At 66.9% G+C, this 17763-nt stretch carries 16 protein-coding genes and 1 pseudogene; 7 read left to right on the forward strand and 10 right to left on the reverse strand.

Going from position 1 to position 17763, the window contains the following annotated elements:
* The 3 genes and pseudogenes from QTI04_RS21025 to QTI04_RS21035 all read left to right on the forward strand — a co-directional run.
* Window positions 1-181, forward strand: a pseudogene (locus QTI04_RS21025) (branched-chain amino acid ABC transporter substrate-binding protein); the annotation flags it as partial.
* Between the two features lie 99 nt (window positions 182-280).
* Window positions 281-3052: a glucosidase gene (locus tag QTI04_RS21030; RefSeq protein ID WP_286617422.1), complete on the forward strand. Its 2772-nt coding sequence runs from the start codon at window positions 281-283 to the stop codon at window positions 3050-3052.
* On the forward strand, window positions 3049-4539 hold the full coding sequence (locus tag QTI04_RS21035) for an alpha-amylase family glycosyl hydrolase (protein WP_286617424.1): 1491 nt from the start codon (window positions 3049-3051) through the stop codon (window positions 4537-4539). The genes QTI04_RS21030 and QTI04_RS21035 overlap by 4 nt, the downstream gene beginning before the upstream one ends.
* A gap of 7 nt (window positions 4540-4546) precedes the next feature.
* On the opposite strand, the gene QTI04_RS21040 is transcribed toward QTI04_RS21035, so the two are convergent.
* The 10 genes from QTI04_RS21040 to accB all read right to left on the reverse strand — a co-directional run bounded on the left by QTI04_RS21040 (window position 4547) and on the right by accB (window position 13429).
* Entirely contained in the window at window positions 4547-4825 is a 279-nt protein-coding gene (locus tag QTI04_RS21040) for a hypothetical protein (RefSeq protein WP_286617426.1), read from the reverse strand.
* 144 nt (window positions 4826-4969) lie between these two features.
* Window positions 4970-6751: an alpha/beta fold hydrolase gene (locus QTI04_RS21045; RefSeq protein ID WP_286617428.1), complete on the reverse strand. Its 1782-nt coding sequence runs from the start codon at window positions 6749-6751 to the stop codon at window positions 4970-4972.
* A gap of 31 nt (window positions 6752-6782) precedes the next feature.
* Window positions 6783-7247 carry a MaoC family dehydratase gene (locus QTI04_RS21050; protein ID WP_286617430.1) on the reverse strand — a complete coding sequence of 155 codons (465 nt, stop codon included), beginning with the start codon at window positions 7245-7247 and terminating at the stop codon, window positions 6783-6785.
* 47 nt (window positions 7248-7294) lie between these two features.
* Window positions 7295-8131, reverse strand: coding sequence for a poly(3-hydroxyalkanoate) depolymerase (phaZ, locus tag QTI04_RS21055; RefSeq protein ID WP_286617432.1), 837 nt, complete (start codon window positions 8129-8131; stop codon window positions 7295-7297).
* Complete coding sequence (locus QTI04_RS21060) at window positions 8128-8286, reverse strand: hypothetical protein (RefSeq protein WP_286617434.1); 159 nt, start codon at window positions 8284-8286, stop codon at window positions 8128-8130. Before QTI04_RS21060 ends, phaZ begins: the two co-directional genes overlap by 4 nt.
* Window positions 8283-8519, reverse strand: coding sequence for an enoyl-CoA hydratase/isomerase family protein (locus QTI04_RS21065; RefSeq protein WP_286617436.1), 237 nt, complete (start codon window positions 8517-8519; stop codon window positions 8283-8285). The genes QTI04_RS21060 and QTI04_RS21065 overlap by 4 nt, the downstream gene beginning before the upstream one ends.
* Window positions 8516-10018, reverse strand: a complete 1503-nt coding sequence (locus tag QTI04_RS21070; protein WP_286617438.1) for a carboxylase — start codon at window positions 10016-10018, stop codon at window positions 8516-8518. The genes QTI04_RS21065 and QTI04_RS21070 overlap by 4 nt, the downstream gene beginning before the upstream one ends.
* Before the next feature lie 3 nt (window positions 10019-10021).
* On the reverse strand, window positions 10022-11479 hold the full coding sequence (locus QTI04_RS21075; RefSeq protein WP_286617440.1) for a hypothetical protein: 1458 nt from the start codon (window positions 11477-11479) through the stop codon (window positions 10022-10024).
* The gene (accC, locus tag QTI04_RS21080; protein WP_286617442.1) at window positions 11476-12927 is read right to left on the reverse strand and encodes an acetyl-CoA carboxylase biotin carboxylase subunit; all 1452 of its coding nucleotides are present in this window, start codon (window positions 12925-12927) and stop codon (window positions 11476-11478) included. Before accC ends, QTI04_RS21075 begins: the two co-directional genes overlap by 4 nt.
* Before the next feature lies 1 nt (window position 12928).
* Window positions 12929-13429, reverse strand: coding sequence for an acetyl-CoA carboxylase biotin carboxyl carrier protein (accB, locus tag QTI04_RS21085; protein WP_286617443.1), 501 nt, complete (start codon window positions 13427-13429; stop codon window positions 12929-12931).
* Window positions 13430-13592: 163 nt separating this feature from the next.
* Between accB and QTI04_RS21090 the strand changes: the two genes are divergently transcribed.
* The 4 genes from QTI04_RS21090 to QTI04_RS21105 are packed head-to-tail and all read left to right on the forward strand — an operon-like array spanning window position 13593 to window position 17747.
* On the forward strand, window positions 13593-13820 hold the full coding sequence (locus QTI04_RS21090) for a biotin/lipoyl-binding carrier protein (RefSeq protein WP_286617445.1): 228 nt from the start codon (window positions 13593-13595) through the stop codon (window positions 13818-13820).
* A gap of 5 nt (window positions 13821-13825) precedes the next feature.
* Window positions 13826-14572: a GntR family transcriptional regulator gene (locus tag QTI04_RS21095; protein WP_286617446.1), complete on the forward strand. Its 747-nt coding sequence runs from the start codon at window positions 13826-13828 to the stop codon at window positions 14570-14572.
* Between the two features lie 5 nt (window positions 14573-14577).
* The gene (locus tag QTI04_RS21100) at window positions 14578-16155 is read left to right on the forward strand and encodes a class I adenylate-forming enzyme family protein (protein WP_286617447.1); all 1578 of its coding nucleotides are present in this window, start codon (window positions 14578-14580) and stop codon (window positions 16153-16155) included.
* On the forward strand, window positions 16152-17747 hold the full coding sequence (locus tag QTI04_RS21105; RefSeq protein WP_286617449.1) for an acyl-CoA carboxylase subunit beta: 1596 nt from the start codon (window positions 16152-16154) through the stop codon (window positions 17745-17747). Before QTI04_RS21100 ends, QTI04_RS21105 begins: the two co-directional genes overlap by 4 nt.
* Window positions 17748-17763: the final 16 nt, after the last annotated feature.

Here is a 17763-nt window from a genome sequence, read left to right on the forward strand (position 1 = left end):
CATGCGCGCTGCTGACCATCAGTTCCAGCAGAGCCTCGTCGTCGGCGTCATGGACAAGCAGGGCGCGCCCGGCGTGAAGTTCGACGTCGAAGGCTCCGGCTACGGCTTCCGCGTCGTGAAGACGATCCCGGCCAGCCGCGCAGAAATGCCCACCAGCTGCAGGATGAGCCGTCCGGACTGACGCCGCGAAAAGAGCAACCGGCTCCCTTGCGGAGCCTGGATCAAGTGACGAAGATGCGTCGAATCCCCCCGCCGGCACGGGGCTCGAGGAGACCATCTCATGAGCATCGACGCAGCAGAGAAGCAACGCCTCGACGAAGCGCAGGCGAACGGGGCGGCCTGGAAGAAATGGGGCCCGTACCTCAGCGAGCGGCAATGGGGAACGGTGCGCGAGGACTACAGCGAGAACGGCGACGCCTGGAACTACTTCTCCCACGATCAGGCCCGCTCGCGCGCCTACCGCTGGGGTGAGGACGGCCTGGGTGGCATCAGCGACGACCACCAGGTGCTGTGCTTCGCGCTGGCGCTGTGGAACGGACGCGACCCGATCCTGAAGGAGCGCGCCTTCGGACTGGCCAACAGCGAGGGCAACCACGGCGAGGACGTCAAGGAGTACTACTTCTACCTCGACTCGACGCCCACGCACTCGTACATGAAGTACCTGTACAAGTATCCACAGGCGGCCTATCCCTACGGCGACATCGTCTCCGCCAATCGCAGCCGCGGCAAGCACGATGCGGAGTACGAGTTGCTGGACACCGGCGTGTTCGACGACAACCGCTATTTCGACGTCTTCGTCGAATACGCGAAAGCCGCGCCGGACGACATGCTGGTGCGGATCACGGTCTTCAACCGCGGCCCGGAAGCGGCGTCGCTGCATCTGCTGCCGACGCTGTGGTTCCGCAACACCTGGTCGCAGCCGGGTGGAGGGTCCAAGCCGATCCTGGAGCGCGTGGGTTCCACAGGGGCTTCGGTCCGCGCCCGCCATACCGATCCGCTGTTCCTGGAATCACTGGGCAGCTACGACCTGCATTGCGACGCCGACGTGCCGCTGCTCTTCACCGAGAACGAAACCAACAACGCCCGGCTGTTCGGCGGGACCAACGCCTCCGCCTTCGTGAAGGACGGCATTCACAACTTCATCGTGCACGGCGACAGCGAGGCGATCAACCCGGCGCAGCAAGGCACCAAGGTGGCCGCGCACTACCAGCTCGACGTCTCTGCCGGGCAGTCCCAGATGGTCAGGCTGCGCCTGAAGGCGATCGAGGGCGGCGTCCCGGTCAGCCCCTTCGGGGACTTCGATGCCGTCTTCGCGGCCCGGCTCCAGGAGGCCGACGCGTTCTACGCCTCGGTGACGCCGCCCGCCATCCGCGATGACCCCGACCGCGCGAACGTCATGCGCCAGGCGCTGGCCGGCATGCTGTGGACCAAGCAGTACTTCTACTACGACCTCGACCTCTGGCTCGACGAGCATGGCGCAGGCACCCAACTGCCGCTGTCGGAGCGCCGCCGGGTGCGCAACAGCGAGTGGGGGCACATGTTCAACGACGACATCATCTCGATGCCCGACAAGTGGGAGTACCCCTGGTACGCCGCGTGGGACCTGGCCTTTCACATGATCCCGCTGGGCATGGTCGACCCCGACTTCGCCAAGCAGCAGCTCGACCTGATGCTGCGCAACGACTACCTGCATCCGAACGGCCAGCTTCCCGCCTACGAATGGAACTTCGGCGACGTCAATCCGCCCGTGCACGCCTGGGCGACGATGCAGCTCTACCTCGTCGACAAGGAGCGCCGGGGAGGGCAGGGGGACATCGAGTTCCTCAAGTACGCCTTCTCCAAGCTGCTGGTCAACTTCACCTGGTGGGTCAACCGCAAGGACCGCACCGGCGCCAATGTCTTCGAGGGCGGCTTCCTCGGGCTCGACAACATCGGCGTGTTCGACCGCTCGTCGCCGCTGCCCACGGGCGGCTACCTGGACCAGGCCGACGGGACCGCCTGGATGGTGTTCTTCAGCCAGCAGATGCTGCGCATCGCCGTCGAACTGGCGCTGGAGGAGCCGCTGTACGAGGAATTCGTCGAGAAGTTCTTCCAGCACACGCTGTTCATCGCCGGGGCGATGGACCGCGTCGGTGACCGGCACGACGAGATGTGGGACGAGGAGGATGGATTTTTCTACGACGTGCTGCGTCTCCCTGACGGCAACGCCACGCGCCTGAAGGTGCGCTCCATCGTCGGCCTGCTGCCGCTGGCCGCGGTGGCCGTGTTCGAAGAGGACATCCTCCAGAAGCTGCCGAAGTTCGGCGAACGCGCGCGGCTGTTCCTGGCGCGCCACCCCGAACTCGCGGCCAGCATGCATCTGCCGCAGGAGCCTGGCGTGGCCAACCGCCGCATGCTGGCCATCGTCGACGAGCAGAAGCTGCGACGCATCCTCGCGCGCATGCTCGACGAGAACGAGTTCTTCGGCCCGCATGGCATTCGCGCGCTGTCGCGCATCCATCTGGAGCACCCTTACGTCTTCGAGCACGCAGGGCAGTCGTACCGCGTGGCGTACGTGCCGGGCGATTCCGACTCGGGCATGTTCGGCGGCAATTCCAACTGGCGCGGGCCGGTCTGGATGCCGATCAACTTCCTGCTGTACACCTCGCTGCTGCGCCTGTACGCCTACTTCGGCGAGGACTTCAAGGTCGAGTGCCCCACTGGCTCGGGACAAATGATGACCCTGCTCGAAGTAGCGAGGGAACTCGGCGAGCGCCTGAGCCGGATCTTCCTGCGAGACAGCGGCGGCGGCCGGCCGGCGTACGGCATGGCGTCGAAGTTCCGCGACGACCCTCACTGGCGCGACCTGTTGCAGTTCTTCGAGTACTTCCACGGCGATACCGGGGCCGGTATCGGCGCCAGCCACCAGACCGGCTGGACCGGCTGCGTGGCCCGTGTCATTCAGCTCAACGCCGTGCTGACCCGGGACCTGCTGCTGATGCCGGGCGCAGAGGCCGCGGCAGCGCGGGCGTTGCATGGCAGGCAAGGTCCCGGATTCGAGACCCGGCGGTGATCGCCGTGCCCGAGTCACGCTATCCGGTGCTCTACCAGATCAACACGCGGGTCTGGCTGACCGCGTTGTCGCGTTCGCTCGGGCGTCGGGCGACGCTGGACGACATCGCCGACGCCGAACTGGATCGACTGGCGGAGATGGGTTTCGACTGGATCTGGCTGCTGAGCGTCTGGCAGACGGGGGAGGCCGCGCAACGTATCTCGCGCAGCAATCCGTCGTGGCGGCGCGAATTCGAGCACACGCTGCCCGACTTGCAGGAAGAGGACATCGCGGGCTCGGGCTTCGCGATCACCGGCTACCGCGTGCACGACGACCTGGGTGGCGATGCGGCATTGGCGCGATTGCGCGTGCGCATGCGCGAACGAGGGCTGCGCCTGATGCTCGACTTCGTGCCGAACCACATGGCGCCCGACCATCCGTGGACGGACGCGCACCCTGACTATTTCGTGCACGGCACGGAAGCCGATCTGGCGCGTTCGCCACGGAACTTCACCCGGGTGGAGGCGAGAAACGGACCGCTGCTGCTCGCCTACGGCCGGGACCCGTATTTCGACGGCTGGCCCGACACGCTGCAACTCGACTACGGCAACCCTGCGTTGCAGGCCGCGATGATCGGCGAGCTGGTACGCATCGCCGGCCAGTGCGACGGCGTGCGCTGCGACATGGCCATGCTCGTGCTGCCTGAAGTGTTCGAGCGCACCTGGGGCATTCGGGCTGAACCGTTCTGGCCGAAGGCGATCGGCACGGTGCGGCGCACGCATCCCGCGTTCCTGTTCATGGCCGAGGTCTACTGGGACATGGAATGGACCCTGCAGCAGCAGGGCTTTGACTACACCTACGACAAGCGCCTGTACGACCGCCTGCACGAGCAGCGCGCGCGCCCCGTGCGCGAACATTTGTGCGCGGACATGGCCTATCAGGACAGGCTGGCTCGCTTTCTGGAGAACCACGACGAGCCGCGCGCGGCATCGACCTTCACGCCCGAAATCCATGCCGCCGCCGCGGTGCTGACTTTCCTTTCGCCCGGGCTGCGCTTCTTCCACCAGGGGCAGTTCGAGGGGCGGCGAATCCGGATCTCGCCGCACCTGATCCGCGCGCCGGATGAAGCCGTGGACGCCGCGCTCCAGCAGTTCTACGAGCGGCTGCTCGCCGTGCTGCGCCTGCCGATCGTGCGCAACGGCAGTTGGTCCCTGCTGGGCTGCGCGCCGGCATGGGTCGACAACCCCACGGCGGACAACTTCATCGCTTTCCGTTGGGAAGACGCCGCGCAGCAACGGTTGCTCGTGGCCGTGAACTGTTCACCGCAGCAGTCCCAATGCTTCGTGCACTTGCCCTTCCCGCAGATGGCGGGGCGCAGCTTGCGGCTACGGGATCTGCTCGGCCCGGCGGTCTACGACCGGGCTGGTGATGATTTGTTGGCCCGTGGCCTGTTCCTGGACATGCCGCCGTGGGGCCAACACGTCTTCGACGTGCAATGGATGGCCTGATCGCGGCTCAGGCGCCGGCCATGTGCTCCATCGCCTCGAAATCCCGCGTTTCCAGCAGCACGGGGTGATGCGGCGCCTCGTGGTGGCGCTCCAGAGCGCAGGTGTCGATGATCGCGGCGTTCGCCTTGTAGGCATCCACCAGGGTGTCGCCGCCGCCGTCAGCACCGAACAGGTCGCGCAGCGGATCTTCCGCGATCTCGGCGACGACTCGCTCGCCGCCCGGGCCTTCAGGGTAGATCGCGAACCGCACCGTAGCCGTGTCGAAACAGTAGATTGCTTCGCTCATTTCCTTGCCTCCACGATCAGCGCAGGCACGCCAAGCGGATGCATTGCCATGCCATTGCATGCCACCCAATGATCCGCGCCGGCGCCCCGGACGTCCAATGAAAAAGTGTTTCCTCTTCAGTCAGTGCGGGCACTTTTCTTCGCGTTACGTCTCCAGCACGTATTCCCCGGGTGCGGAGCAAAGCGGGCGATGGAAACGCGAGCCGGATTTGGCGGGTGCGGCCACCTGGGTTCCCGAGCGCTTCTGCATCCACGCGCGCCAGTGCGGCCACCAACTGCCTTCCTGACGCACCGCGGTTCGCGCCCATTCATCCGGGTCGGCGTGGCGGCTTGGCGCGGTCGAAAAGAAGGCCTTGGGCGCCCCCGGCGGGTTGATCAGACTTTGCAGGTGGCCGGCGTTGGCGAGCACGAAGGTCGAATCCTCGCCGAACAATCGCGCCGTGCCATAGCAGCTCTTCCATGGCGTGATGTGGTCGGTGATGCCGCCGATCACGTAGGCGCCGATGTCCACCTTCGACAGATCGATCGGCACGCCCCGGATGGTCATGGCGCCCGGGTGGACGTACGGGTTCTTTTCCATGATGTCCAGCAGGTCGGAATGGAAGCGCGCCGGGAGCCGTGTGGTGTCCGCGTTCCAGGCCAGGATGTCGAAGGCCGGCGGCTTGTTGCCCAGCAGGTAGTTGTTGACCCAGTAGTTCCAGATCAGGTCGTTGGGCCGCAGCCAGGCGAACATGCTCGCCATCTCGGAACCTTCCACCACCCCCTTGCTGCGCGAGCGGGCGCGCGCCGCGCGCACGGCTGCGGGTGAATTGAAGAGGCCCAATGTGGTGTCGGTCATCGCGCGGGCGCCGTCGAGCACGCACACGGCCCATGAGACGTTCGCCACCTTGCGGTCGCCAATGGCCGCGAGCCACCCGAGGTACGCCGCCAGCGTCATGCCGCCCGAGCAGGAGCCCCACATGTTCACGTCGGGGCTGCGGGTGATCCTGCGCGCGACATCGACCGCCTGGTCCACCGCCATCGCGTAGTGCTCGACGCCCCAGTCGCGGTGCTCGGCCGTGGGATTGCGCCAGCTCACCATGAACATCTGCACGCCGCTGTCCACCGCCCATTTCACGAGGCTCTTTTCCGGCGCGAGATCGACGGCGTAGAACTTGTTGACCTGCGGCGGCACCATGACCAGCGGGCGTTGGTACACCTTCGGCGTGGTGGGCGTGTACTGGATCAGCTCGAAGGTTTCGCAGCGATAGACGACCTGGCCGGGCGAGGTCGCCATGTTCTCGCCAATCTTGAACGGCGTGCTGTCCACCTGCATCGGCATCATGTGGTTGTGCCGCATGTCGTGGACGAGGTTCTTGAGGCCGCTCACCACGCTGCCGCCGCCGGTGTCGACGATCTTGCGCACCGCGGCGGGGTTGCCAGCCAGCCAGTTGCTCGGCGCCAGCGCATCGGTCACCAGCGCTGTGAGGAATTGCGCCTGGCCCTTCTCACGGTCTCCCAGCCTGGAGTCCGCGATCAGGCTGTTGAATTCGTTGTGCGTGAGCAGGTAGTTCTGCATCAGACGCTTGTAGAGAAAGTTGCCCTGCCACGCCGGATCGGCAAAGCGCCGGTCCTTCGGGTCCGGTGCCAGTTCGGAGCGCCCCTGCACGATCTGGCCCAGCGACTTGGCATACCGGGCGAGCGACCCGACCGTGGCGCCCGGAGACACCGTTGCCAGCTTGAGCAACGATCGCGTGGCTTTCGCGAAGTCCGCAGGCCGCAGCCCGATGAGCGGGTTCGGCGCCAGGGTGTTCTCGCTCGCCCGCTCGATCAACTCGGTGAGTTCGTTGACCACCGCCATGGGATCGGCGGCGGAGCGCCTGCGCTTCGGCGCCGAAGCGGTCTTCTTCAGGGTGACCGTCTCGGCGGCCGATGATTTCGTCGTCATGTTTGTCTCCTCGTCTCTCGAAGGTCCGGGGTCAGGCGATCAGCATCGCCGTGGCATTCGCTACCAGGGCTGGCTTGTCCTCGCCCTCGATCTCCACGGTGTTCTCCGTGGTGAGCAGGTGGCGGCCGTTGCCCTTGTCCTCCAGCGAGACCACGCTGATGTGGTTGCGAACTCGCTTGCCCGCGCGCACCGGCGCCAGGAAGCGGATTCTGTCCAGGCCGCAGTTCACCGCCTGCTTGAGATGCATGCGCGAGATCAGCACGTCGAAGACTGTCGGCGCCAGCAGCGACAGGGTCAGGAATCCGTGGGCGACGGTGCCGCCGAAGGGGCTGTCCTTCGCGGCGCGCTCCACGTCCACGTGGATCCATTGCGCGTCGTTCGTGCAGTGGGCGAATTCGTCGATGCGAGCCTGGTCGAGGGTGATCCACGATGAGGAGCCGATGCGTTGGCCCGCAAGGCCGGCGAGCGTTTGTAAGGTGATGTCAGGGGTGTTCATGGAATGAAGGATTCAGGAAGGAAGGGGCCTTGGCGCCCCCGATGGGATCAGGGCTTGTCCAGGAATTCGCGGATGGCCGCGACCGACTCGTCGGCTCGGGTCATCAGGAACATGTGCCCGCAATCGAAGACCTTGAGTTCCGATTTGCGGATCAGCCGGTGCATCAGGCGCGCATTGGCGAGCGGCACCAGCGGGTCGTCGGCGCCCGCCATCAGCAGCGTGGGCTGGCGCAGCGCCGGCAGCCAGTGGATGCTGGTCCAGCCCGTAGCGGCCAGCAACTGCAGGTAGTAGCCCAGTCGCGACTTGTATTTGACGTGGCGGAACATTTCGGTCGCGAGTGCCGGGTTCCTGCGGAAATCGCCGCCGTAGATGTCGCCGCCGATGGTGCGCGCGTACTCGGCGTTCATGTAGCGCTTGGGCGTCGCCATCTTCCAGAGAACGCTCGGGCTGGAGGGGATCATCACCACGCCCGGTGCCGTCGCGCAGAGGATGAGCCGGCGGCAGCGCTGGCTGCAGGTGCAGGCAAACGCCTGCGCTGCCGCGCCGCCCCAGGAGACGCCCAGAACGTCGACCTCGTCGATGCCGAAGCGGTCCAGGATGCGTGCGGCCAGCCGCGCGATACCGCCAAGGCGGTAGGGCCAGCGCGGCAGTTCCGACTGGCCGACACCCGGGATGTCGAAGACGACGATCTCGCGCTCGGGCATCTTCTCCGCCAGCGGCGCCAGCAGCTCGATGTTGCCGCCGATGCCGTTGAACAGCAGCAGGGGCACGCCCTGGCCGTCGCCGGCTTGATGGCCGACGCGCACCATCCTGGGGTCGTCGTCCGTGCCGAGATTCATCATCTCGATGACCAACGGGCCTCGCGTTCGTGCGGCTGCCGTCATGAGAATTCCGGCTTCCGCTCGCCGGCCCACGCCTGGATTCCTTCCGCGGCGGCGGCGGTGCCATCCATCAGATTGCGCAGTGCGCACGACAGCGCCATGGCCGACGGCAGGTCCAGATCGCTGCTCTGGAGAATGAGTTGCTTGGCCGCGCTCACACCCTCACCTCAGGCGGGGAAAAGATGGCGCTGTCCGAGGCCCCGAAGGTCGAGCCCGCGCCAGTGACGATGAGCACGCTGAGATCCGGCCTGTCTTGCAGGCTGGTCAGGCAGTCCTCCAGCTCATCCGCCATCGTCGCGTTGATCGCGTTCCGCTGGTCGGGCCGCTTCATCGTCAGCACAGCGATGTGCGGATGCACATCGGTGACCTCGATCGTCGTCCAGGCTTTCAATTGGCGCTCAGCGAGAACCCGTTGCCGGACAGCTGCACCTGGGCCTTGCGCTCGCGCCGGGCGAGGCCGGCCACGAGATCGACCACCGGGTGCTGGAGGCTGAAGCTGTCGTCCGTCGCCGTCGGCCCGAGGCCGTTGATCTTCTCGTCTCCATACATGTAGCGCAGCAGCAGTTCATCGTCGCCGATGCCCTTGTAGCGCTGGCGCAGCCCTGGCAGCACTGGCTCGATGACGGGCGGCACGAGGTCCACATCCTTCGAGCCGTTGGCGATGATCCGGTCCTTCACGTTCGCGTCGACCGGCAACGGCAGTTCGCCGAAATAGCCGCAGACGTACTTCTTCACTTCGTCCGGCACGACCTTGTAGCGTTCGCCGTTGAGCACGTTCATCACCGCCTGCGCCGAGACGATCGCGGGATAGGGCGTGACCATGATCGGCGAGCCGAGCTCCACGCGCACGCGCCCGATCTCTTCCAGCACCGCAGGCAGCCTGTCGGTCATGCCGGCGAGCTTGAGCTGCGACTCCAGGTTGCTCATGGCACCGCCCGCGTACTGCGTGATGTAGTGGCTGGGCTCGTACTCGGCGGGCACGCCGACCGGTTGGCCTTCGCGTTCGGCCAGTGCGCCGAAGTAGTCGCCGACCTCGTCGAGCAGACGGTCGTCGACCGCCACGTCGAAGCCGATCTCGCGCAGGTTGCGCGCAATCATCTGGGATGCCGGCAGCGAGTTGCCGTTGGCCAGGGGGTCGACCGCTGTCAGGATGCTGTCGGCGCCGTGCACCGCGGCCTCGATCGCGAGCAGTGGCCCGAGGCCGGTCAGGCAGTGGGTGTTGAACTCCAGCCTGGCGCGGTCGCCGATGGCGTTCTTGATAGCCGGCACGAGGGTGCGCACCCGTTCGATGGTCAGGACGCCGGCCGCGTCGGCGAGTGCAATGGTCCGGACACCGAAGCGCTCGACGGCTTCGCGCGCCTTGCTGGCGTAGAGCGCATCGTCGTAGCCCGGCGCGATGTTGTAGCCGAGCAGGTAGGTCACGTCGGCGCCGAGGCGATGCGCCGCGGCGATGCTCGGGGCCAGGTTGTCCGAGCACAGCAGGGCGTCGAAGAGGCCGATCTCACGGATGCCGTTGGCGATCTGCCGTTCGATGAAAAGCTCGGTGATGTCGTCGGCCACCGGAAAGAAGCCGCGCATCAGGTTGCCGCGCACGGCCGCGCGCAGCGGCGTGTTGCGCACCCGTTGGCTGAGCAGGCGGATGCGCTCGAAGGGGTCCTGGTTCAGGAACAGCACGCTCGCATCGAACTGGACCAGCGCGATCGCCTGCATCGAGAGGAAGCCGGCGCGGTCCATGCGTTCGGCGATGGGCAGCATGTGCTCGGTGCGCATGCGGGTGGCCCACAGGCATTGCTGCCCGTCGCGCAGCGTGTCGTCGGTCAGGTGGACGGTGCGGCGCTGGCCGGTGCGCGCGGTTTGCGCGGCGACGAGTTTCTTCAGATGGTCGAGCATGGTTCAGCCCTCCGTGCCTTGGAGTTGGATCGAGACGCCGGGCCCCTGCACGCTGAGCTGCGCATAGGGCGCGGCGCGTGCCGTGAGGCCGGCGAGAAGAGCTTCCGCAGGCGTCACGCCCACGTAGCGCAGTGCTTCGGGCGAAGCGGATGCGGGCGGCGCTTGGGGCGCCACGCCGCAGGTCTGCGAGATCACCAGCGCGGCATCGCTCGCCTCGGGGTGGGCCGCGTGCAATGCGTCCACCGACGTTGCGGCCGCCTTCGGCAGCGCGCCGACTCGTCGCGCCAGGCGGGCATCGACGTCTTTCGACGCCGCGCCGTAGACCTGTTGCAGCGCACGTCGCACGCCGGGCCGAATGTCGGCATAGCGGGGCACGCCCTGCAGATGCAGTAGCGCCTGCTCGGCAATCGGCCTTGCAAATGGCGCCAGCATCGGCAGTGCGCCGACCTCGCTGCGCACGCGGGCGCATTCGTTGGCAAAGGCGTGCAACTGGGGTGACAGGCCGGCAGCGGCCAGCTTTCGCATGAACTGCGCGGCGACCTCGCCCGGCAGCTCGTGGGCGTAGGGCGCGAGGTCGAAAACCCAGGCGCGGGCCGGCGCGAAGCCGTGGCAGTCGGCCATCTCGGCAAGAAGCCGGCCGGCCTCGCCGACGGCGTGCAGCAACTGGTCGCCGACGGGAGTGCCCTGCTTCAACAGGCGCAACGATTTCAGCAGCGTGCCGAGCGCCGGCACCGATGCGCCGTTCGCCACCGGCGCGAACGCGGTGTCGAGCCCATCGATGCCGAGGCGCACCGCCTCGAGGGCAACCATGGGCGCAAGCGCCGTCTGGCAGCGCAGGTGCAGGTCGAGCGGCGTCGTGCCGAGACCGCGGCGCAGGGCTGGCAGCAGGGTGGCCAGCCGGTCGGTGGTCAGCAGGCCGGCTTCGTCGCGGAGCATCACGCGGTCGGCGCCTGCATCGCCGAGGGCCGACGCCTTCGCACGCAGGTCATCGTCGCTGCGCGTCGACTCCTGTGCGTACGCCAGGGCGGCAATCGTCGTCAGGCCGAGCGACTTGGCCGCCTTCAGCACCGGCGCCATGCGCTCGATGTCCAGTAGCGGGTCGATCAGCACGATCTCGGACACACCGCGCTGCGCCAGCTCGCGCAGCCACAGCGTTGCGACTTCGGTCGAAATGACGTCGCATCCGCGCTTGCCGTGGTCGGTCAGCAGCGACAGAGCCGCGCGCAGGGGTACGCCGGGACAGCGCTCCCGCAACAGTTCGATGCGCTGCCAGGGGTTCTCGCCGCGCGCCACGCACTGTTGCAGCGTGGCCATGGAGGCGATCTCGACCGCCGCGGGGCGTGTGGCGGCCAGACGCTGGGCGAGGGCGAGCGCCATGGGCGTCGTCATGCCGCCGGCCCAGCGGGCGCTCTGGCCGTCGGTCAGGCTGACGTCGGTGTAACGCAGCACGGCATCGGTCATGGCTGGACTCCGGCTTCGGCTTGCGCCGCCTTGGCGGCCTGGGCTGCGGCCTTCTGCGCGGCCTTGCGTTCCGGCAGGAAGGTTTCCTCCACCCAGCGCGTCGTGACCTTGCCCTTCACGAAATCGTCGTGCGCCAGCACCGAGTCATGGAAGGGCGCCGTCGTCGAAGGCCCTTCGACATGCAGCCCGCCGAGCGCCTGGCGCATGCGCGCGATGGCCTGCTCACGCGTCGGCGCATGGACGATGAGCTTGCCGAGCAGCGAGTCGTAGTAGGGTGGCACGGTATAGCCCGCATAGCAGTGGCTGTCGACGCGAATGCCTTCGCCGGTCGGTACGTCCCAGCGCGAAATCAGTCCGGGGCGTGGGAGGAAGTTGCGGTCCGGGTCCTCGGCGTTGATGCGGCATTCGATCGCATGACCCTGCAAGTGCACGTCAGCCTGGGTGAACGACAGTGGCAGCCCGGCCGCGACGCGGATCTGTTCGGCCACCAGGTCGTAGCCGGTGATCATCTCGGTCACCGGATGCTCCACCTGGATGCGCGTGTTCATCTCCAGGAAGAAGTACCGGTTGTCGCGCTGGTCGACGACGAACTCGATGGTGCCGGCGCCGCAATACTCGGCATTGCGCGTCAGGCTCACGGCGCACTCGCCCATGGCGCGGCGCATTGCCTCGTCGACGGCAGGCGAGGGCGCCTCCTCGATGAGCTTCTGGTGGCGGCGCTGGGTCGAGCATTCGCGCTCACCCAGGTAGACCACGTTGCCATGCATGTCGGCCATGACCTGGATCTCGATGTGGCGCGCGTGCTCGATGAACTTCTCCATGTACAGCGTGGCATCGCCGAAGGCGGATTGCGCTTCGTTGGAAGCGGAACTCATCAGCGATTCGAGTTCGCTCTCGTTCCGCACGATGCGCATGCCGCGGCCACCGCCGCCGGCCGTTGCCTTGATGAGCACGGGGTAGCCGATCTCGGCGCCGACGCGCTGCGCATGCGCCACGTCGGACAGTGCACCCGAACCCGGCACGCGAGGCACGCCGGCCTTCTGGGCCAGGCCCACCGCGGTGATCTTGTCGCCCATCGCATCGATGGCATCGGCCGAGGGGCCGACGAACACCAGCCCGGCGTCGACACAGGCGCGCACGAAGGACGAGCGCTCGGAGAGGAAGCCGTAGCCAGGGTGCACCGCATCGCAGCCGGTCTGCAGGGCCGCCTCGACGATCTTGTCGGCACGCAGGTAGCTTTCGGAGGCGAGCGGGGGGCCGAGCACGACGACTTCGTCGGCCATCCTGGCGGCCATCGTCTCGGTGTCGGCTTCGGACACGCCGACCACGGCTTCGATGCCGAGGGTGCGGCAGGCGCGGATCACGCGCACGGCGATCTCGCCGCGGTTGGCTACGAAGACGCGCCGGATGTCGCGCCTCCCCACGGGGGTGGAAACAGTCTTGCTCATGTCAGGCCTCCTGCGTCGGCTTGATCAGCATCACGATCTGGTCGTGCTGCACCGGTTTGCCGTTCTCGATCACGATGCGCTCGACCGTGCCCGTGACGCCGGCCTTGACCGTGTTGAACATCTTCATGACCTCGACCAGGCAGACCGTGTCATCGGCCTGCACGGTGCTGCCGACGGCGACGAAGGGCGGTTGATCGGGGCTCGGCCGCAGATAGAAGCTGCCGACCATCGGAGAGCGCACCGCGATCAGGCCTTCGGGTACTTCCGTCAAGGCTTCCGGCGCGGCGGCGGAGGAAGTGCCGGCCGGGGATTCGGCCGACCGGGCCGAATCTGCAAGGCGGTTTGCCGTGCTCTGCGGTGTCCGCTCGACCAGGGCCGACGAGGCGCCGGGCTTGCGGGCGTGAAGTTCGAAATCACCCACGGTGACGTCGAGGGATTCGAGGTGCGCGGCGCTGTCGAGGATTTCGAGGATGCGACGTACGTCGGTATGGGATAGGGGCATGGCCTTTGTCTCCAGTACGGCGGGAGTGTCCGCCTTTCGTTGCGCAGCTGTGTTGCTGCAATGCCTCGATTAAAGCATGGGTACATTCAGCTTGTCAACAATCCTAATGTCGAGTAAAGTTCGTTCATCGGCGCTCCGCCGCCACAACACGAGGCACCCGCACATGACCACGCAGACAAAGATTCGCTCCGAGATCACCGGCACCGTATGGAAGATCCTGGTGAAGCCGGGCGACGTTCTTCAGGCCGACGACACCCTGATGGTTCTCGAGTCCATGAAGATGGAAATCCCCGTGGTGGCCCCCGAGGCTGGCCGCGTGGTCGAGATCCTCATCGCCGAGGGCGCTCCTGTGCGCGAAGGCCAGGAAATCGCAATCTTCGAAGAGGAATGAGCGCCATGAAGAAGTCAGTGGCGGACGATCACGCGACGTATGGCGCGGAAGCCGAAGCGACGCCGACGCGCGCCGGATCGGCGGGCCGTCAGTTGATGTCGCTGGCCGAGCAGATCGCGGAGCGCATCTTCACGTCCATCGCGAGCGGCGAGTACGCGCCGGGCGATCGCATTCGTGAAGAGACGATTGCCGAGCAGCTCGACGTCAGCCGCGGCCCGGTGCGAGAAGCGTTGCGAATCCTGGAGAAAGATTCCGTGGTGCGCATCCAGCCGAATCGCGGAGCGCACGTCACGCAGCTCACCATCAAGGAAGTGGGCGATCTGTTCGAGATTCGTCGCGACCTGATCGGCGCGATGGTCCGGCGTCTGGCACCTCACAACGACGACTTGATTGCCGCGATCGACGCCGGCGTGTGCGAGCTCGAGTCGGTGGGTCAAGGCGGTGGCGGTGCCGAAGCCTATCTCGTTGTCAGCAACCGGCTCGGCCGTCTGCTCGCCGACGCTTCCCGCAATGAACGGCTCGCGGAAATCGTCGGATCCCTGGCGCGGCAGACGCGGCGCTATTCGATGCTCGGATTGGCAAGCGCCGCCCGGCGCAAGGAATCGGCACGCACTTGGCGGGCCATGGTGGGCGCGCTCAAGGCCGGCGATGCCAACGCCGCGGCCGACGCCGTCGAAGACCTCATCGACGCCTTACGGCGCGAAGCCATCCGGCAGCTGGCACTGCCTCTTCCCACCCGCACAAAGGATTGAATCTCATGAGTTCCGAACGAATCGCAGGGCACGCCCTGTCCTGGGCGGCGGCGCAGTTCCGCGACCGACCGGCCGTTGTCTTCCGCGACCGCAGCTACAGCTACACGCACATCGAGCGCCGCAGCAACCGGCTAGCCAACACGCTCATCGGCCTGGGCCTGACGCCCGGCGAACGGCTCGCGGTGCTGCTCAACAACTCGGTGGAGAGCATCGAGGCCCAGTTCGGCGCCGAAAAGGCTGCGCAGGGCTACGTGGCCCTGAACGCACGCCACACGGTGCGCGAGCAGGCCGGCATCCTCAATGACGCGGGCGCGTCGGTGCTCATCGCCGGGGCCGAGTTCCGCGAGTCGGTGCAGCAGGTGCGGATGATGGTGCCCTCGCTGCGCGTCGTGATCGGCGTGGGCTGGCATGACGCCAACGTACTCGACTACGACATGCTGCTGGCCCGCGCCTCGGACGGGGCGCCGTGGCTCAAGGTGCCCGCGAATCTGCTGCTGCGCATCGCCTACACCTCGGGCACCACGGGCCAGCCCAAAGGCGTGGCCTACAGCATCGAGCGCTTCGAGGCACGTCTGGCGAACCATTTCGGCGCGATGGAGTACGGCCTGGGCATCGACGACGCCATGCTTCACGTGGGTCCGCTCACCCACGCCGCCGGCGTGCATCTGATGCCTTGCTACTTGCGTGGGGCACGCAACATCGTGGCCGACCGCTTCGATGCCGAACAGGTGATTGCGCAGATTGCGAGCGATCGCATCACGCAGCTGATGGTGGTCCCCACCATGATGACCCGCCTGCTCGAAGTGCTGGCCGCAAACCCCGACGCGGATGTGTCCGCACTGAATCGCGTTCACTACGGCACCGCGCCTACACCGACGAGCACGGTGCACGAGGCCCTGGAACGTCTCGGGCCGATCCTGCGCCAGCAGTACGGCATGACCGAGGCCGTCCAGCCCCTGTGCGTGCTCTATCCGCACGATCATCTGCAGGACGGCCGGCCCTCGGAGCGCATCGCTTCGTGCGGCCGCCCGACGATGAACGTCGACATCACCGTGCGGGACGCCCATGGCAATCCCCTGAAAGCAGGCGAGGTCGGCGAGATCGCGATCGCGCATCGCGGCATCGGCGAAGTGGCCTTCTGGCGTCGTCCCGACCTGGAGCGCGAGTCCATCCGCGACGGCTGGTACTACAGCGGCGACCTCGGACGCTTCGACGACGAAGGCTTTCTCTACATCGTCGGCCGCAACAAGGACATGATGATCAGCGGCGGCTTCAACGTCTACGCCCGCGAGGTCGAGGACGCTCTGCACACCCACCCGGCCGTGGCCGAAGTGGCGGTGCTCGGCCTTCCCGATGCGGAGTGGGGCGAGGTGATCGCGGCCTTCGTGGTCCGCCGCCCCGGAGATACGAGCGACGCCGGCACGCTCGCCCGGCACTGCGCCGAGCAGATCGCCGGCTACAAGAAACCGCGCGTCATCGAGTTCGTCGATGCGCTGCCGCGCAACCACGCCGGCAAGGTGACCAAGAACGACCTTCGCGACGCCTGGCTGGCTCGCCATTCCCAAGGAGCAACTTCCAAATGAACACGACACTGACAACGAAGCCCGCAGCGGGCGAATGGGCTGAAGACCTCGACGAGCTGGCGCAGCGCCGCGCCATCGCGCGCGAGCTGGGCGGCGAAGAGCAGGTGGCGCGCCACCATGCGGCGGGCAAGCTCACGGCACGCGAGCGCATCGATCACCTGCTCGACGCCGGCAGCTTCAAGGAGATCGGCACGCTGGCGGGTTCCGTGAAGTACGGCGCGGACCGCAAGCGCGAGAGCTTCACGCCCAGCAATGCCGTCGTCGGCGTCGGCAAGATCGCCGAACGGCGGACGGTCGTCTCGTCCGACGACTTCACGATCCGCGCCGGCTCGTCGGAGGGCTCGGTGTCGGAGAAGTGGATCTTTGCCGACCGCTACGCCTTCGAGTACAAGCTCCCGATCGTGCGCATGGTCGACAGCGCCGGCGGCAGCGTGAAGCTGCTCGACAAGCTCGGCCACACCAAGATCCCTGGCTACGCCATGCTGCCGATGACGCAGCTGCTCGGCGCCGTGCCCGTGGTCGGCATCGCGCTCGGTGCCTGCGCCGGCCTGGGCGCGTTGCGGGTCGCTTCGTCCCACCTGGCCATCATGATTCGCGGCAAGAGCCAGATCTTCGCCGGTGGCCCGCCCGTCGTGAAGCAGGCGCTGGGCCTCGACGTCGACAAGGAAACGCTCGGCGGCTATGACGCGATGCATCGCTACAGCGGCACCGTGCAACTGGCTGTCGACACCGAGGAAGAGGCGCTGCAGGCGACGCGTCGCTTTCTTTCCTATCTTCCGGGCAATGTGTGGGAACAGTCGCAGCGTGTGGCCTGCGACGATCCGGTCGATCGCTGCGACCCGTGGCTCAACCAGGCGATCCCCGCCGACAAGCGCAAGGTCTTCCAGCCGCGCAAGATCCTGAAGGCGATCTTCGACCAAGGCTCGGTGTTCGAACTGTCGCCGGACTTCGGCGGCTCGACCATCACCTGCCTGGCCCGGCTGAACGGCCATGCGGTGGGCGTGATGACGAACAACCCGATGGTGATGGGCGGTGCGCTGACGCGTGCCGCGGCGCTGAAGATGGCACGCTTCGTCGACCTGTGCGACACCTTTCACCTGCCTATCGTCAACCTGGCCGACCAGCCGGGCGTGATGACCGGCCCCGACGCGGAACGCGAAGGCACGCTCGCGGCCGCGATGCAGACCTTGCACGCCATCGAGCAGTCGGGCGTTCCGTGGCTGGCGATCGTCTTGCGGCGCTGCGTGGGTCTCGCCGGCGCGATGCTGAGCCCGTGGCACGGGCCCTCGGGAACCGCACTGCCCAATCGCTACGCCTGGCCGTCGGCCCGCTGGGGTTCGATCCCGGTCGAAGGTGGTGTTGCCGCAGCGTACAAGAAGGACATCGCTGCTGCCGAGGACCCCGTCGCGCACCGGCTGGAACTCGAAGCGCACTACCACGCCATCTCGTCGCCGATGCGCACGGCCGAGCGCTTCGGCGTGCTCGACATCATCGAGCCTGAGACGACGCGGCCGCTGCTGTGCGCGTGGGTGGAGGACGCCTACCAGGCGGCGAGCCGGCGCCTCGGCCCGGTCGGTCGTACGATGCGCTGATCAAATCCTTTGCGCA

The organism is Variovorax sp. J22R115 (assembly GCF_030317005.1).
Classification (GTDB): Bacteria; Pseudomonadota; Gammaproteobacteria; order Burkholderiales; family Burkholderiaceae_C; genus Variovorax.

Excerpts from the sequence above, each read along its gene's own strand:
- QTI04_RS21070 (WP_286617438.1), bottom strand. The coding sequence starts at position 10,018 with ATGCTCGACCATCTGAAGAAACTCGTCGCCGCGCAAACCGCGCGCACC.
- QTI04_RS21050 (WP_286617430.1), bottom strand. The coding sequence starts at position 7,247 with ATGAACACCCCTGACATCACCTTACAAACGCTCGCCGGCCTTGCGGGC.
- QTI04_RS21095 (WP_286617446.1), top strand. The coding sequence starts at position 13,826 with ATGAAGAAGTCAGTGGCGGACGATCACGCGACGTATGGCGCGGAAGCC.
- QTI04_RS21040 (WP_286617426.1), bottom strand. The coding sequence starts at position 4,825 with ATGAGCGAAGCAATCTACTGTTTCGACACGGCTACGGTGCGGTTCGCG.
- accC (WP_286617442.1), bottom strand. The coding sequence starts at position 12,927 with ATGAGCAAGACTGTTTCCACCCCCGTGGGGAGGCGCGACATCCGGCGC.
- QTI04_RS21045 (WP_286617428.1), bottom strand. The coding sequence starts at position 6,751 with ATGACGACGAAATCATCGGCCGCCGAGACGGTCACCCTGAAGAAGACC.
- QTI04_RS21105 (WP_286617449.1), top strand. The coding sequence starts at position 16,152 with ATGAACACGACACTGACAACGAAGCCCGCAGCGGGCGAATGGGCTGAA.
- QTI04_RS21100 (WP_286617447.1), top strand. The coding sequence starts at position 14,578 with ATGAGTTCCGAACGAATCGCAGGGCACGCCCTGTCCTGGGCGGCGGCG.
- QTI04_RS21090 (WP_286617445.1), top strand. The coding sequence starts at position 13,593 with ATGACCACGCAGACAAAGATTCGCTCCGAGATCACCGGCACCGTATGG.
- accB (WP_286617443.1), bottom strand. The coding sequence starts at position 13,429 with ATGCCCCTATCCCATACCGACGTACGTCGCATCCTCGAAATCCTCGAC.
- QTI04_RS21030 (WP_286617422.1), top strand. The coding sequence starts at position 281 with ATGAGCATCGACGCAGCAGAGAAGCAACGCCTCGACGAAGCGCAGGCG.
- QTI04_RS21075 (WP_286617440.1), bottom strand. The coding sequence starts at position 11,479 with ATGACCGATGCCGTGCTGCGTTACACCGACGTCAGCCTGACCGACGGC.
- phaZ (WP_286617432.1), bottom strand. The coding sequence starts at position 8,131 with ATGACGGCAGCCGCACGAACGCGAGGCCCGTTGGTCATCGAGATGATG.